This window comes from Cognatishimia sp. MH4019, assembly GCF_020177595.1.
Classification (GTDB): domain Bacteria; phylum Pseudomonadota; class Alphaproteobacteria; order Rhodobacterales; family Rhodobacteraceae; genus JAHTBL01.
Genome location: NZ_JAHTBL010000001.1, coordinates 16,290 through 34,101, shown reverse-complemented (window position 1 = coordinate 34,101; position 17,812 = coordinate 16,290). Strand labels below are relative to the sequence as shown.

The window sequence follows — 17,812 nt, the reverse complement described above, 5'->3', positions numbered from 1 at the left end:
CCCGGTATGTCCGGGGCCTTTCTTGTTTACGGCAAGGATGCCACGATCAAGGGCAGTTTGATAACTTCCTCATCAAGACCGAACAGCTCATCGCTGTCGTCATTGAAAATAAAGCCGGTTGTACCAGGTGCTCGGCGATCGCGAATAAACGGATCCGCTTTGATGCCCGTTTCCACCCCGACTTCATACACAAATCCTTGCCCGCCGTTTAGATCAACACCGCCCAGCTTGCGGTTCAGCTGCAGCGTATCCTTCGTGATCAGCGTGATCTCGTCTTCGATATCGAAGCTCAGACGTCCACCGTTCACCGCAAAAATCTGCGTGTCATCAATCGTGGATGTGCTGCGGAATACCGTGTGCGCGAATAGATCAAAGCTGCGCTGACGGAACCGCATATCGCCATTGATGATGATGTTCTTGCCGACGAAGCGCGGACCGGCATGGGTGATCTGGTTGTCCAGATCGCTGGGCGCGCCCAGACGCGCGCGCGTCAGCGTCACGGTGCTGGAGGAAGTTTTGGCCAAGCGGCCTGCGACGCGCGGGCGGACAGAGGCAAACGGATCAGCAAAAAAGAGAACCGGGCCATCGCCGATAAAGCGGATATCGACGTTCTCGGCAAAGCTGCCATTGGGATCTTCGACAACTGCGCGTAGCCCGTCCTTGGCCGTCGCATCATAGGCGTAGACGTCCATCTGATCGGCCCGCAGGGTCAAGTTGCGTTTGACGTTGATCAGCCCTGCGGTGATGGTCGCATTTGTCGGGCGTGCCGTCAGTGTCACAGCACGCGGAGAGCGGGCCAGACGGCGGCCATAACGCTCAGGATTGATGAGCTGCAGGGCATCCTCGTCCGCTAGATCAACCTGCACCCGGCCAATGACATTGACGTTCAGATCCCCATTTGCGGTGAGTGTCACAGCGCCGGTCGCGCCCAGAATGCCGGTCGTGAGTGTGCCGCTGACCGTCTTGAGTTCCAGATTGCCCCGGTCGCTCAGCGCAAAGCCGGTGCGCAGATCGCCAGCAAGCTCGGTGTAGCGCAGATCATCGCGGGCTACGAAGTAGGTCGTGACACCGGACGCGGTATCGCCCGTGAACGTGTCGCCTGTCTCGCCAGTGAGCGCGCCACCGAATGCAAAGAGGCGTACACCCCCCCCCGACAGCGTCGTGCCCGTGCCTTTGATCGACCCGTCAGACGAGATCGTCATCGCCGCACCGGGGCCAGCTTCCAGAGTGTTCAGCGTCAGATCACCACCTGCAAAGATATCAATCGCGCCACCGGTGGCTTTGATGTCCCGCAGACGCGCGCCGTCCTCTTCCTTGAAGTGCAGATCCCCCGTGCGCACGAGCGCGGTCAGGTCATTTAACGCTGTCCGCAATCCTTCGGGGCCGACCGGATCAACCGCACCGAAGTCGAGTTTGGTCTGAGAGCCGACCGAATTGGCCACAAGGTTGATCTCATTTGAATTGGGCGCGCGGAACACAGTGCCGCCAACGGTCAGATCAAACGCCGTCGCGGTCGCATTCAGGCTTTCGAACGTGCCGACGACAAGATCATCACTGATTGTTGCTTTCAGAGTGCCTGCACCCGACGACAGCTTGGTGTCTGCCACTTGCGTGAAATCACCTGTGGTCTGCAGATCAACATTGCCTCCGGTGCTGTTAATATCCGCACGCGCAGTCACGTCTTTTGTCACCAGCGTCATGTCACCCGCGTTGGTCTGGATGCCCGGACCTGCCAGCAGCGTCACTGGGATATCGGCCGTCAAACGGAGCGTCTTGCCCGCACCTTGAACGTCAATCTCTTCAATCTCCGTCGCCCGGCCCGTCAGTTGCAGCCATGCGTCGCCCGCGATTGCCTCAGCAAAGAAGCGATCTGAGGTGATGTTGAGCGCAGACAGCACGCCAAGGCTCTCTGCGGCGTTCAACTGAACCCGCGTGCCGGTGACGCGGGCCTCGGTGATGTTGCGCGCTTTCAGGCGGACTTCGGCTCCGCTGGTAATTGTGCCAACAGACATATCGCCCGCTGCTTCAATAAATGTTTGAGACCCCGCATTTGTGCCTTGGGTCACGGTTTCAACCCGCAGATCGTCCGTTTCTTCGACATAAAGCGGCGTTGGATCAGTGCCTGTGAAGCCGTAGCTAAGCTGGGTCAGACCAGTTGTCAGCGGCTTGGCTGCTGTGCCAAAGGCCCCGCCTGAGGTCACGTCAAGCGTGCCGCCGGTAATATCCGTGCCAGTCGATGCGGTGTTGCCCAGACCCTTGGCAAACTCCAGCTTGAGGGTTGCTGTGGTCCCAAACTGAACCGTATCCGCACCATGTAGCGACGCGCGTTCGGTCGCAACAAGGCGCCCCCCTTTGCCGATGCGCACGGCCTCCAGCGGCAGCACGCCATGGGCTTTGACGAAGCTGTCACCGACCGAGGTGATGCGCACACGACCATTGGTTGCGTCATTGATCGTCAGGCCAAGCTGCGCAGTGTTGGTGGCGATGGTCTCACCATCCAGAGTGATGTCATCCGCAATGATCCGCGCCACGTCTGCGCCAATTGTATCGGTAATCGCCCCGACGGAGGTCAGCACAGCATTGTCGGCAGCAAAGACACTGGCCAGCGGTAGATCCCCGACGGGGGCGCTCAGGAACAGGTCCTTGCCCGCCCGCGCCGTCACGCTGCCACCCGGACGTACATTGACCGTCAGCGGAGCGCTGGCCTCACCGATGGATGGATTATCCAGCGGGTTGTCCTGATTGCCGCTTTCCAGCAGGATCGCAGAGCCGCGCACAGCCCATGTTCCGTCTTGGGCTTGCGACATCAGGCCATCGGTCTTGATCTGGACATCTGTCGCGGAATCGACCGTCGCAATCTGCGCAGCCCCTTCCGAGCCAAGGAAAATCTCGGCGCTGTCGGTCTTGATGCGCAACTTACCAGAGGCGCGACCATCTGCATCAACGCCGCTGAACGCAAAATTCACATCGTCGCGCTGAGTGATGCGCACTTCGTCGTTGGCGGTATCCACAACGATATCAGCCGCATCTGCCGCCGAAATACGGCGCAAATCTTCTGCGGTCAGATCGCCATCGGCCTTCTTGGTCAGGACGTATGGATCCAGAAGCTCACCCACGCTGTCGCGGGCCTCAATTGTGATGTCGCCAAGCGCGATGACATTAGGATCCTCGATCCGAATTTGCGTATCGGCTGTCTGACGCACGAGGCTGTCACGGATCGAGCGCTGCAACTGTTCTTGCGTGAACTCGATCCCATCTTTGATCGCGGCAATTTCAGCGACGTCAGGAGTGTAGTCGATTGTGCGCGACGGTGGGGCGCTCACATCCCAGACGAGGTAGTCACCGTTCCATTTGGTATAAAGCGCCTCACGCTCGGCTTTGTAGGCGTCCAGTTGTGCCTGGCTCCAGCCTTCAACGACTGTGCCGTCATCCAGCGTTGTATCCGACAGCAACGAGGCCTCGGTGGCAGCATCCAACGTGAATGTCACCTCAGCACCGCCAGCAGCCTGACGCGCATCCCAATACGCAGTGAACTCCCGCTCGCGTTCCGCTTTGAGGGCCGCAACCTGTGCGTCTCCCCGGGCTGTCAGACCAGCGCCATAGAGGCCCAGTTCCGTTTCCCAAAGATTGAACAACTCAGCCTCAGTCTTGATGTCGCGCTGTTCGATGTCGTTGCTGTCCAGCACGCTGCCATCCGGCACGCGCAGAGTGACATTGCCGGTTTGACTTTCGACACGGTTCAGCAGCAGATCGCCCGCAACTTCCGTGATCGCGGCATTGCCATTGGCCTTGGCGACCAAACGGCCCCCTTGCGTATCAATGGTCAGAGCCTTCGCATCGGTACCGATTGTGCCGGACTCCGCCAGCAGATCAATCGAGCTGCCCGAAACGGCTGTCCCGGCGCTGGCGTTCAGGATGCTGCCCTCAGCCTGCAACTTCACCTTACCCAGAATAGCCGTTCCATCTGTCACGACAGGCAAAAGAGCCGAGACGGAACTTACATTCATGTCGCCCGACATTTCTCTGATATCTATGCCAAAATTAGCGCTGGCGGTCAGGGATGTGCCATCCACCTGATCGAGACGGAACGCGCCTTCAAGACCGTTGATATAGTCATCCGCCGTGATCGTTGTCGTGGCGGTGTTGATCCGCACCTGCTTGGACGCCGTCTGAACAGACCGCTGTGCCGAGGTGAAGGTGCTGGTCCCGGACTGATTCAACACTGTGTCCGACAGGATCAGGTTGCCTTTGCTCTTAAGATCCAGAAAGCCCGTGTCGCGCCCGTCAAATTCGATGCGGATGCCGTAATCTGCTTTGAGGCGGTGCTTATAAAGTTGCCGGGTTGTCGTTGTGCGCAGACGTTGCTCTGCGACCCAACCGCCAATGAAGCCAAGACCACCAACATTCGTGACTTTGGTCACCTCTTCTTTGACATTAAATGAGACGCGCCGAGACTCAAAAGCGTAGAAATAGTCATAAGGATTATTGGCCCCATCGCGAAGGGTGCTGCCAAGATAGGGAGCAAGACCGAGGTCAGACGTGATATCACTGCGCGAGGCGACTTCCTCAGGCTTGGTCGCCGTGGCCTCCCAAATCTTATTGTCGTTGAAGATGTAGAAGGTCCACTTGGTGATGTCCTGCTCTTTGACCGTCTCTTCGGCTTTCACATAGATCAGATCGCGGTTGGCCACCGGGTTATAGGTGCCCACGCGACCAGACGCAGCGGTAGACACGTTGACGAGGTTTGTCGGCACGACGCGATCAATCTTGAGGCCCTCGGGATCGACAACCCCCGTCACGGGGTCGGTCGTCGCATAGACATCTGTCACGATGTCGAACGTCGCCGTATTCCATTCCTGCAATTGCGTGCCGATGCGGCGATACTCGGTCGTCAGGAACGGTTCAGGGTCATTGATATTGCCATTGCGCAGTTTGGACGTGTCGGTGATCCGCACTGTGCCTTCCAGACCTGCGCCCACAATATCCGAGGTGCCCAAGTCAACGCGCTTGATCACGACATCGGTTAGGATATCGGAATCTACGATGACCGATCCAAAGCCATCAAGGGCGCGCAGAATACCCGAACCGGTCGAGATGACCTTGCCGACGATGTTGATATTGCCGCCCTGCACGATCATCGGCGAGATTTCGACCTTCTGGGTCTCGTGGTTGAACTTCACGAAAGTGTCGCCGCTGATATGTGGGCTGCGATAGGTGACACCCGGCACGAAGGGCTCTGCCGGATTGTAAAGTGTTGTCAGACCAGTGGTCTTAGTGTTCCGGATGCCTGCAATCTCGGTATCAAGCGCTGCTGCCAGCTTGACGTTATAGCTGCCCCGACCGGCCTGAATCAGGCCGTTGATGTTAATCATGTCAGCCGTGATGTAGACATTTCGCCCAGCCACAATGCTTGACGTGCTGGGCTGCTGCTTGACGGTCGCTACTCCAAACGGGCCAAACCCACCGCCGATATTTCGGATGGAGCCGCCCAATTCGGTGGTGTTCCGATACAACCACTCGCGGAACGCAAACTGGTTGCCATAGGTGGCCAGCGGGTCACCGCCTGAGTTTCGCACACCTGGAATATAGCCAAAGATAAAGTCGCGGCCCGCGTAAAGGTCAACATCCAGTCCGCTGACGTCGCCGCGAACATCCAGATCACCAAAGTTCGACCGCAACCGGATCGTACCGCGCCGGTTCAGCAGATCGCCTTCAACCGTCAGCGTGCCAAGGTTTTCGCCAAAGGTCACGACCTCGATCAATGGGCTATCACTGCTGGCGGCGGATTCCATCTTGAAGTCGAACGGTCCGGTCTTACGGGTCGAAAGCGCCTTGATGTCGTCGGGCGTGCTCACAACCGTATCGTTATAGCGAATGATACCGCCCTCGGCGGTGGGGATCGTGATGTCGCCCACTTCAAGGAAGCTGTCCGAGCGGATCCAAACCTTCACCAGCGCATCACCCGGTGCTTTCAACAATCCGGTGGCCGCGCCTTTCACATAGTCGGACCGCAGGTTGATATTGCCTTCCACCGCCAGGATCGGACCCAGCGAAATCTTGTCACCAACCTCGGAGGCCGCAGCTGCCTGACGGATGCGCAACTGCGAAATTTCCGAGTTCCAAGCGGCGACGGCTTCTGGGTCCTTGTTTAGACCCGTATTGTCCAGCCAGCTTTGGATCAGATCAATCCGCTGCTGCAATTGCGCCGCCGCGTTGACGTTCGGCGTGATCGTATAGGTGATGTCCTGCGCCAGATCATTGCTGAAGCCCAGCACGTCGTTGCGCAGGTTGTTGCCCGCATCGAGATACAGCACCTGCTGGTTGCGCGAGCCCGCGCGCACCAGACCGTTGACCACGATGCCATTGTCTTGGGTCTTGGTGGAGCTTCCGGTGATGATATCGAGGCTCAGATCACCGCCACCCACAAGGTTCGAGAAGAAGCTGCCAATGGCTGCAAGGATCTCGCGGTAGAAATCCTTGCCGCGCCCGTAACCGCGCACAGTCTGATTACCGGCCTCGGCAAAGATGTTCACATCGCGCACGGCCAGAACCTCAGCCCCGGCGGCGACATTCACCTGGGTTTTCACATTCGAGAACGCGTCGGCATTGGGGCGCGTTTTGATCGGGATCGCGGTCTTGTTGTAGACGCGGCTTTCGGCGTTGACCTTGATGGTTTGCTGACCGTTGCGGCCATGGCCCGACTTGATCGTCACATTGCCCAGCGACTCCACCTTCGCACCGGCCCGGATCAAGATTGAATGATCGGCGTTGTAATCGGCATCCGTTAGCGAAGATGCAGCCCCCGCCAGACCGTAGGATTTGGTATCTACTTCGGACAACAAATTGGCATCGCCGCCCGAATAGATCGTCAGATCGCCGGTGGCGAGGATATCGGCATTATTGATCGTGATGATCGCGTTGTTGCGATGCACGATTACGTCGCTGTTGCCGATCGGAATGGCAATTGCGCCACCACTGTCCAGACGCTGGCGGTCAATCAGCTCGATATCGGTAAAGAGGCCCATGGCGAACGGGCGGTTGTCACTGGCGCGCGAAACCTGCTGAACCTTCGCGCCATTTGCAAAGGTCATGTTCATGTCCGCGTAGACATCCACTTTCGACACCATCGCCGCCACATCCAGCGCGCCGCCCGAGCCGGACTGGACATTCCAGCCATTGCGCGGACGTTTGATGGCATTCACGCCAGAGATGTTGATCTCTCCTGCTTGCACAAGTGAATTGCTTTTGAAGATCAGGTCCACCTTCGCATCGGCCCGTGTCCGGTAATCCGCGCCCGACGCGCCCACGAGGCTGGCGTTCGAGCTGTCGACCTTGCCTTGCAAATCAGCGCGATGCGCGGCCGAGATCGTCAGATCATCGGCCATGACCCCCATGGCGTCGCCCGTGCTGGTGGTGCCGCGGCGTCCGATCTCGGTCAGGGTGACACTGTTCAGCGTCAGACGCCCCTCGGACCCGGAGCCCGACAGGACACCACCCGAACCGGCCTCGGAGTAAGCCTGAATATCCGGAGAATTGGACGCCTCGATCCGGCCAACGCCGCCCGCATAGATCGTCGCGAAGTCCTTGATGCGCGTTGTGACATTGGCCCCACTGATCGGGTTGCCGCTACCGCCCTGCCCTGCGTGGGAAATCACGACACCAATCGCAACGGCACCGCCCAGCTTGCCGCTGGCATCCGACTGCGCACTTGCTCCTGCGGCATCGCTGAGAATGGTCAGAGTATTGCTGGCGGCGATGTTGCCCCCGACTTCGGTCAGCACGTTGTAGTTCAGATAAGACCGCGCATCCGCGCCGCTGCCCGACAGGAAACCCCCTGCGGTCGATTTCGCACTGGCATAGGAATTGCGGCCCGACGCGTCGCTAACCTTAGTCACAAAGCTGATATTGGAGGCGATGATATTGCCGTTTACCTGCGTCAACGCGGTAGCATTTGTCGAGCTGCGCGCAACAGAGGCGCCGACAGCCACCGCGCCCACCGCAACGCCGGTCGCAGTTGCCTCGGACCGGGCGCGGTTGTCGTTGGTGACGGTAATGTTAGTGGCCGCGATATTGGCACCGTTGAACAACACCTCTGTTCTGGCATTGTTGCGCGCGGTTGAGACCACGCCGTTCAAAGCGATCCCGATCCCACCGGTGGAGCCGACGGCCTTCGCTTTTACACGCCCCGTATCCTGCGCCAAAGCGCTCAGGTTCAGCGCGAAGACATTGGCGGGTGTGGCCGCAGTGGTGCCGATACGGACCCGCGCAACGCCTGTGTTCTCTGCCGTGACCACTGCAGCGCCGACACCCCCGACTAAGCCAAGCGTGAGATTGTAGACCTCTGCATCGACCGTGTCGCTGCGGGTGGCATTGATGTTCAAAGCATTGGCCAAGGTTTGCGAGTTGCCGCCCACGGTCGCGGTATTGGCAAGGCTGACCTCAGCTCTGCCACTCAGCTTGGCGGTCACAACACCAACGCCAGCGGCAATCCCGGCAGAGGCCCCCACCGTTGCTGCATCCGCCGTAATGACGTTGCCGCTATCGCGGCCGCTGATCCCGCCCGTGCTTGCCGTCATCGTGATGGTGCGGTCCGCCAGAACATTGGCCCCGGCGCCGACGCTGACAATCGCAGTCGTGCCGACATTGGACACAACCGTGCCGCTCACCACACCGGCAGAGGCACTCAAAGACAACGCACCGCCAAGTTGCTTCAGCGACGTGGTCGCTGTGGCTGTGGTCGTCAGGTTTTGACCAGCAAGGATCCGGCTTCCGCCGCCGATCTCTACCGCGATCCGGTCTGCAGATGCGCCTGCCAGAACGTTGATCCCGCGACGCTCGGCCTTGACGGTACTCGCTGATCCCGCGCCTCCGGCATAGGCAGTCAGCTTTCCGGCTGAACTGCGATCATTGCTCGCGTTTCCGCTGGTACCATCCTGCGAGCCATTCAATTCGCTGTTCACATCGCCCAGCATCGTTGTCGCATCGCTGTCGGTCGCGGTAGCACCGACCGAAGCCAGACTGACCGCTGCCGCCAAAGCCGAACCACCCACAGAGCCCACAACCACGGACGACCCGATAGCGCGGGAACTGCTGGCCAACAGATTGACATTGCCTTGCGACTGCACCCGCGCGCCATTGCCGGTGACGACCCGAACCGAGCCGCCAAAGCGCGCGTAATCGAGCGATGCCCCGACGCTAACCCCTCCCACAGCGACAGAGCCGACAGTGCCACTGATATTGATTGCCTCATTGGCATTCAGGGTCACAGCGCCTGTCGCACGGACGACCTGATTTGCACCAACCTCAACCTTTGTTTTGGACTCAGCCAACGTCACATTGGCGGAAATGGCTCCGGCAAAGCCACCGCCCGCGCCGGAAATCGCCAAGGCCGAGGTGTTCAGATCGGTCGTTGCATCCAGCGTTGCGGTGCCGCTTGCAGTAATCGCCGAGTTTTCGGTGCCGGACGCGGCCACCGTAACGAACGAGCTGCTTTCGAAGAGATTGACCAGCGCGGCACCTGCCGCACCAACCGCACCGGCAGCCACGCCGCCTACAAAAGTTGTTGCGTCATTGTCCACATCGCTGGTGATCGTGACATTCGAGCCGGACGCACCGGTTGCGCCGCCTGCGTCAATGTCAGAGCCCAGCACAGACACCAGCGCCTGGCTGGCGATCCGGTTCACGTTTGCACTGGCTGACACGCCCACAAAACCGCCGCCAACACCGGCGACATAGGTCTCCAGATCGGTCTTGGCGCGGGCCGCCACGGTCACTTTGTCCTGCGCGTAGACGCGCGATTTGGTCAATGCGATCTCGGCTGTACTGTCGACAAAGCTGGTGCTGGCGGCCGCCCCGGCACCCGCCTTGGCCCCGATCGCAGCGGTAAACGCAAAGCTGTCCAACGTGTTCGAGATATCAGCGCGCAGATAGGCATCCTGACCCGCATTTGCGGTGCCTGTCCCCAGCTCGGTGATGGCGCTGGCAAGGGTCAAGGCATTAACCGTGCCGCGATTATTCGCACCCGCGCCACCAATGAGAACCCGTGCTCTGTCACTGATCTTGTTGAACGCGAAAAGCGCCGTGACCCCAGCTACGCCGCCGACGGCCCCGTTCGCCGTCACGATATTCTGCGTGGCCGAGACCTGTGCGTTGATCGCCACACCCCGGCGGGCCACGCCGTTCAGAACGGCAGTCGAATACCCCAGACCAGTGACGGAGGAATCGCCATCAACGATCGCGGCGACATCGTTCTCGGTCGTGTTCACCGACACAGCCGCGCCGACGCCCACCGTGCCGCCGCCCGCGAAGCTCATATTAATCGACGGCGTTCTGTTTGTTCCGCCTTGAAGCCCGACAATCGTGCTGGCGCGCGCATCAAGGATCGCTGTGCCTCGGGTCGCGACATCCGATCCGCCGGAAAGCCGCGCGCGCACTGTGTTAATAGCTGAATTGGCCACCGCCGTGCCCGTCACGCCCACCGCGCCAACGGCCCCTGCGGCGGCAAGGCTGTTCATCCGGGTATTGGCGTCGGCCTCAAGGAGGACAGCATCACCCGCGCGCATGGTCGTACCCAGCGCCTCTGCAGTCACTGTCGAGCGGGACACGTTCGTGCCAATGCCCACGCCAACAGACCCACCACCGGAACCGGCCACCGCGCCCGCGATCACGCCCAGCGTGTTGGTCGCCTTTGCGCGTTGGGTCAGCGCGCCGACGTAGAGCGTGTTGCCCGATTGCTTGGCGCGCACCTCTCCGTCCACCACATTGACCGAGAAGCTGCCAGCAAAGGCACCCGAGCCTGCGCCCGCACCCGCGCCGGAGTTGGCGTTCACGTTGAAGGTCTGATTGGCAGTCAGCGTCACATCGCCCGCCCCCGCCAAGGGGTTAGCTGCCACCGCTGCGCTGTCGCGCAGATCAAGGGTCGTGTTTTCGATATCCGCTGCGGCATTATCCGAGATGACGTTCACTGCAATCGCACCACCTGCCGCCCCTGTGCCGCCCCCGCTGACAGCACCCGCAAAGGCATCAATCGTACCGCTTTGGGTGACCGTGACCGCGACATCCTCGATCCCGGTATTGACCGCAGACCCAGCGCCAGACGATGCAATCCGTGCAGCCGCGCGACGGTTCATCACATTCACGATGATAGAGCCCGAGCCGCCGATTGTGCCGCCGCCGCCACCCGCAACGGCCCATGTGTTCATAGATCCGGTTTGGGTCGTGTTCAGGGCGATCTTTCCGATCTGATTGGCATCAGCCAGATTGGTGACAGTTGGCAAAAGCAGCTCTGCCTCGGTCGTGCCAAGCAGCAGGTTCACGGTCAGCGCCGCGCCCCCGCCATTGCTGCCACCAATGGCAATCGCGCCCGCCCGCGAAGACGTGGTCGAGCTATCCGTCGCCGTGATCGTCACATCACCCAGAGATGCGTTTGGATCAGTCAATTGCACCCGCGCGCGGGTCACGTCTTCGCTGTTCAGATTGATCTGCAGATCATTGCGGCCTAGCGCCGTATTTAGGGCGGACACACCATCGTCGCGGCTTGTCTTGACCGTGGTTTGCGCGTCACCAACCGGGTCTTGCCCCGTGTCACCGGAAATCGGATCGACCGTCGGCCCGCTGGCGGTTTTGCGGCCAATTTGCGTATAGACCAGCGATCCTGCGCCCGCGTTGGAGCCCCCACCGGCCCCAGCAACCGCCCAAGCCTCAACCTTGGCACTATTGGCCGCCGTCACGGCCAAATTGCCTGCCGTGACTGTATTGGCCGTAGCCAGATCACTTGTGACACCGTCATGAATTGTCGCAACCGTCAGCGCGACGCCAAACGCATTGCCGCCACCGCCCGCAGCCCCACCGGATAGGATCCCGATCTCGGAGCTTTTGTTGGTCGAGAGTGTCACCGCCCCGGTGCCCGCGTCGATACTGGTATTGGTCAGCGCGACTTTGGTGGTATTGCCGATATCACCAATCGCAATAGAGCCGCTGATCGCATTATTGCCCGACGCGCCCAGCGCAATCGCGGCACTTTTCAGTTTCGCGGTGTTGGAGGCGGAGGCCGTCACATCGCCGTTCAGCGTCGTGAAGCTACCCGCGTTGGAGACAATTGATGCCTCATGGGCAATAAAATTCGCGGAAATCGCCGCGCCAACGGCGTTGCCGCCGCTAAAGGCGGCCCCACCTGCCAGGCTGTTAATCGCTGCACTGTCCGTGGCGGTCAGAATGATCCCTGTCTCGCCTGCAAGGGTGGCGTTGTTCGCAGAGATGCCGGTCTTAGCAGTGGTCACATTAACTGTGATCGCGCCACCAGAGGCCTTGTCGCCCGAGGCCGAGATCGCCACGGCGGCAGATTTGATTTCACCATTTGAAGTGGCCGTTGCAGTCACGTTCGAGCGCGAGTCGACCGACGCATTATTCAGCGTCACCAGCGTGTCGTTGCCATAGATCACGTTGATCGTGGCGGCAAACCCAGCAGCGCCACGACCTGATCCAGCGACGCCGCCACCCAGCGCGAAAATTTTGCGACCGTTCAAAGCACTCAGCGTGATTGTATCCGCGGTGCCGATGTTCAATCCGGTCAGATCAACCGAACTGTCTGCCGTAATGACATTGACCGACAGAGCCGCACCAACCGCAACCTTATTACCACTGGCCGCACCGGCGACAGACCAGCTGCGGATGTCGCTCGACGAGGCCGCGTTGACCGAGACGAGCCCCAGCATGTTACCCGCATCACGCTCGCGCAAATCGGTCTGCAAAAGCGACGCTTCGGTGCCTGCCACGATGACATTCGTGGAAATTGCAGCCCCAATCGCGGCCGCGCGCCCGCCGGACAACGCACCTGCAAGCGAGAAGATCGTGTTGGTCTCGCGCGCAGCCACCGCGACAGAGGTCGCGTTGATCGCCGTGCGCGCGCCAGTGCTGGCGCCGATCAGAACCTTCGCGCCGCCGGTGATTGTGTTGACGGAAACAGAGCCTGCAAAGCCTGTCTTGCCGACACCGACAGAGGTGCCAAAGCCGTAGATATCCTGATTGGCGTCGCTGGTCGCGTTGAACGCATTTGTGGTGATCTGCGTGCCTGCAAGGATGCGCGTGATCGCGCTGCGATTGACCGTATTCACGGCCACGCCAAGCCCGACCCCATACCCGTTATTGGCCGACATATTGACCGACACAGCCCCGGCCACGCCGATCGTCAGGGAATCGTCACGGCTGCGCGCGATCGTATCGGTTACACTGGTGATGGTACCGCTGAGCGTTGCCTCGGTCGCGCCATCGAGAACCGCGACCGCGACCGATCCAGCAACCGCCGCATTGCCTTTGGAGGTGCCTGCCCCGCCCACGGCGATATTGGCAACGGTCGCGCGATCATAAGCATAAACGTCAACCCGGTTCGCCGTGATCGTCGCGTCCAGAATGCGCGCGTGTACCTCGCGCGTGTCCACATGCACCGCAAAGGCCCCGGCCAGCGCATTTGTGTCTTGGGTCTTGTTCAAACCTGCGGCAACCGCACCGCCAACAGTGACACCTACGCCACTGTTTTGCGCGGCGACATAAAGATTGCCCGTCAGGTCAATCGTGCCCGGAGACGCGACCTCCGCAATTGTCTTATTGCCCAAGGCAAGGTTGACCGAGGCCGCGCCAGCGACGCTCCACCCGGTCTTGCGGCGGTTACCTTGCTGATCTTCCGGCGTGTCGACATTGCTCTGGTCTTGCAGCGCATCGTCTTCGTCATCCGAGAACAGCCAGCTGGGAATAATCGTATCTTCGTTATTCTCGTTATTGGCTGGTTCCGGCTCTTCCGCCGTGCCGCCAGCAACCTTGGCCCCGGCGACGGAAACAGCGATATCAAGCGCCTGATTGTCCGCAAAGACCGTGACATTGCGCGCTGAGATGAATGGATCAGCTGTCGGCGTGACAGCGGCGACACCGGTTGCGGGACCGATCCCAGCATAGACCTCGCGCGTGGCGAAGTTCACGACACCAGAGACGCCGATGCCTGTATTCTCGGACCCTGAGATTGCGCCGGACAGGCCCCAATTGACCGACTTGTCATGCGCCTCGACCCGAATGTCACGCGCGGTGATGTCTGCCGCCTCTCCAATCCGGGCGCGGGTCGTGCTTTCCTGAATGTTGACCGCAATCGCGCCGTTAATGGCGATATTGCTCGAGGAGCCGCCGGAATAGGCCAAGGTGCCTTGAGTGACCTTCGTCTCCGCATCGACCTTCAGATCACGCGCGGTGATATCGGCACCGTTTTCAATCAGGGCTGTCGTGAGGTTCTTGGCGCGCGCCAGATCAATCGCCCCGCCGACGGCATCATTGACCTTCTCGCCCCCGCTCAGCGGGTTCGACTTGGGCAGGTTCGAGACATGAGTAAAGAACGCTTCGGACTTGGCCGTGACCTCGACATCAGCGGCGGGCAGATTGATCGTGGCCCCATCGCGCACAACGGCTGTCGTGGTGTTATCGGTCGAGAAGTAGTTGACGGATAGACCGATGGCGAGCTTCTGATCCTCGGCTTTGGGTTTGCCGTTATCCGTCGCCGTATTGCCATCTGTGCTCCCGGCACCGGGCGAGACACTTTTCGTCTTTGTCTCGGTCGTCAGATAAGCCAATGGATTCAGCACCGCAAACAGATCGGGCGGCGCTGGAGGAATGTCATCAGCGGGATTGTCGTTCAGGACACCGACCGGGCTATACGCGCTCACCTGATCGGTAAAATCAAGCCACAAGGCTCTGATATCGCCTGGAATATCTGTATTCGGATAGCGCGTCAGCGCGCCGACATTGACAGCACCAGCGCTTTGAATATCAGCGCCTGCGCCAATCTCGACCTGTGTGTCACCGACCATCGAGCTGACCGACACGGTCATCATCACAGCATTCTCGAAATCACCTTTGAGCTGATCCTCGGAGATGCCCTTCTTCTGAGCTTCTTTTTTCAGCGACTGCGTAAGCTTACCCATCGCTGCGCTGACATTGCGGGTCAGCTTCGTGCCCCCCTCGACCGGGGCGGCAAAGCGCGTGCTCGCGTTCACATCAACCGCCCCGGCGGAGACGTTAACGATGGCCGGGCCGATTTCCGTCAGTGTTTCGTTATTGTCCAGATCGCGGTACTTTCCGCCCAAGGACGCGTAGGTGCGGTCATTGTCCAGTTGCAGATCAATCGCAACGCCGCCACCCCAAGACACCTTGGTGGATGTCGGGGCCTTGCCAGTCGTTGATTTCCCGCGGATTTGCTTCTGGAAAGCCTGGGCCTGCTGATAGGCTGCACTGTTCTTTCGCGCCGCCGACGCGACAGAGCCAATCCCCATCGTCGCAGCTGTCGTGTGGTTCTTGGCGAAATAGAGCGTCTCGGCGTCTTGATCGAACCCGCTACGCGCGGTGATCGTGCCTCCCACCGCCGCTTCGGTCAGCGAGGTGTTGATATCCAAGTTAATCGCCAAGCCGAACTTGCCGTCCTTGCCCGCATTGGACGTGATCGACTGAACGTGGTTTTTGCCGGTCAAAGCCGCAGCCCGGATCGTGCCATCCGTCGCAGTGATCGAGCCGCCTCCAATCTTCAATTGGTTTGTCAGCGACCGGTTCGCCACGATGATCCCAAGCGCAATATCCTTGATTGCAGATGGTGCAGCGCCCGGTGCTTTCTTGGGGTTCAACGTGATCGACGAGGTCTCGGAGGCAGTGCTGAGCACGTTGATATTGCCTGTCGCCGCGGTCAGAGCGCTGTTGGTGATCTTGGTGCGGCTGTCGGTATCTGTCACCGACACGGCAACGCCAAGACCCAATGAGACGGGTGAGATATTGACGACCGTTTCAGCATGCGAATGGATATGAATGCTGTCGGTTGTTGCCTCGAAAGCGGATGGCAGATTCACCGCGATATCGACGACCCCGTCAACCGGATCGAAAGGCGTTGGCAACGGGCTTGGAATAAGCGGGTTGCGGTCGTTCAGGAAGGTAAACTGCTCGCGCCCCAGTCCCGCTGCCGTTAAGGCGCCACTGTCTGCCAGATCAGCTTTTTGGGTGGTATCGGCGAATTGATCGGCGTTTTTCCAGTTGCCACCAGCCGTCAATGTGCTGTTGGTGACCGTCACCTTCGCGGTCGCATTCTGCACCGCAACCTGCACCGGCAAAATACGATTTACTGTATCAACCGTCCGGTTGAATGTGTTGGTAATCAGAACCTCGGCCTCGTCGAGGAAGGATTCCAGCTTAGCCTCAGCCGTCTGTGGGCTGTCGGCCATCGCCTCTTCCTGAGCGAGCGTTTCGATCGTGTTGGTCGCGCGCGCGACCGCGTTCACGATGATCGCACCGCCATCGATCACTGCCCTGTCGATATTGATCGTCGCGGTCGAGGTCGGCACATCAATGGCCCAGACGGCACGGGTGATCTGATCACTGGCCAGAAGTGCCACCATCCCGCCTTGGTCGGCACCGGGCGCGCTGGCTTGCAGCGTGGCCCCGCTTTGCACGTTGATCACATTGCCGGTGATCAACAAATCGCCCGACGCCCCGGTCAGGGGGTCATTGACCGGATCGCCATCGGTGAAAGGCGGTGTCGCTGTCGGCTGTGTATCGGCCACTTGGCGCGTGTTGATCACGCTGCCCGTCGTGACTGTAACCGTCGCCGGATTATCGGTTTGCGCCGCCTGAATCGCGATATCACCGCCATAGGTGTTCAGTGTGCCGTCGACAGTCACATTTGGGCCGCGCAGGACGATCTCGCCCACATCGCCGGAGCCATCGACGCCCATGTCGAACTTGCCAGAGACGGTTGCGTCCCCTTCGGATGTCAACATGAAGAAGCCAGCATCGCCCGCAACCGAACGTGCTTCGATCTTTGTGCTTTGCTCGATCACGGCAGTGCCTTCGGCAAAGAGCACAACCGAGCCAGAGTCAGTATTCAGCGGGCCGTTGCCGCGCCCCTCGACATCAATCGAGGCAGAGACATTCAGATTGCCTTCCGTCTGCGCCTCAACCAACCCGCCAGAACCATTGCGCTTTGCGGTGATTTTCCCGCGCAGCTGCATGTCGCCTTTGGACAGGATGCGCAACTTGCCGCCTTCAAGGACTGCGCCGCCCGCGACGGGCATCCCCTTGAGGTTCACGGCAGGCTTGATCGTGCCAGACGCAGGGGCAATATTGCTTTCCTGAACGATGATATTGCCGTTCAGCACCATCCGCGCCCCAGCCCGCAAATCCAATTTGCGCGCGTTGATCCGGCCGTAAACCTCGATATCGCCACCGCCAGTGAGGGATTCCTCGCCTGCCAGCAAAGCGGTCACCGGATTGGTGCCGACAACCACACCACCGCCCGCATAATCACGCAGATCTTCGGCAAAATCGGGGCTGGACGCCGAAAGCGTCAGATTGCCCGCGTTAATGACACCGCCTGCGCCTACGACAAATCCGTTGGGGTTTACGAAGAAATGGTTGCCACCAATTGTTGACGCGCCGGGGATACCAATATGGCCGTTTAGCGTGCCGTTTATCATCGACGCGGCAGAACCATTCACCACGCTAATCACTCGCTGCGCGGAGCCCGGCTGATAGACATTGACGGTTTTGCCTGCATCCACATCAAACTTGCTGAACGTGTTGAAGGCCGATCCGTCCCGCACAGTGGAGGTCGTGATATCCGTGATGTTACCGTTAGTGTCCACCAGTGTGGCGGAGACCCCGTCGGTCACGATCATCTGGGCATCGGCCTGCCCCGCAAAAGACGCCGCAACGACAGCCCCGGCCGCGAGCAAACGCGCGGCGTGCGACGGCATGCGTCGCAGCTTTGGGGTGAATGTTGCGGTGTCAGTCATTT

General features: G+C 60.0%; 1 protein-coding gene. It reads right to left on the bottom strand.

What is annotated here, in order from left to right:
- Window positions 1-26: 26 nt before the first annotated feature.
- Entirely contained in the window at window positions 27-17,810 is a 17,784-nt protein-coding gene (locus tag KUW67_RS00080; RefSeq protein WP_224823227.1) for a leukotoxin LktA family filamentous adhesin, read from the bottom strand.
- Window positions 17,811-17,812: the final 2 nt, after the last annotated feature.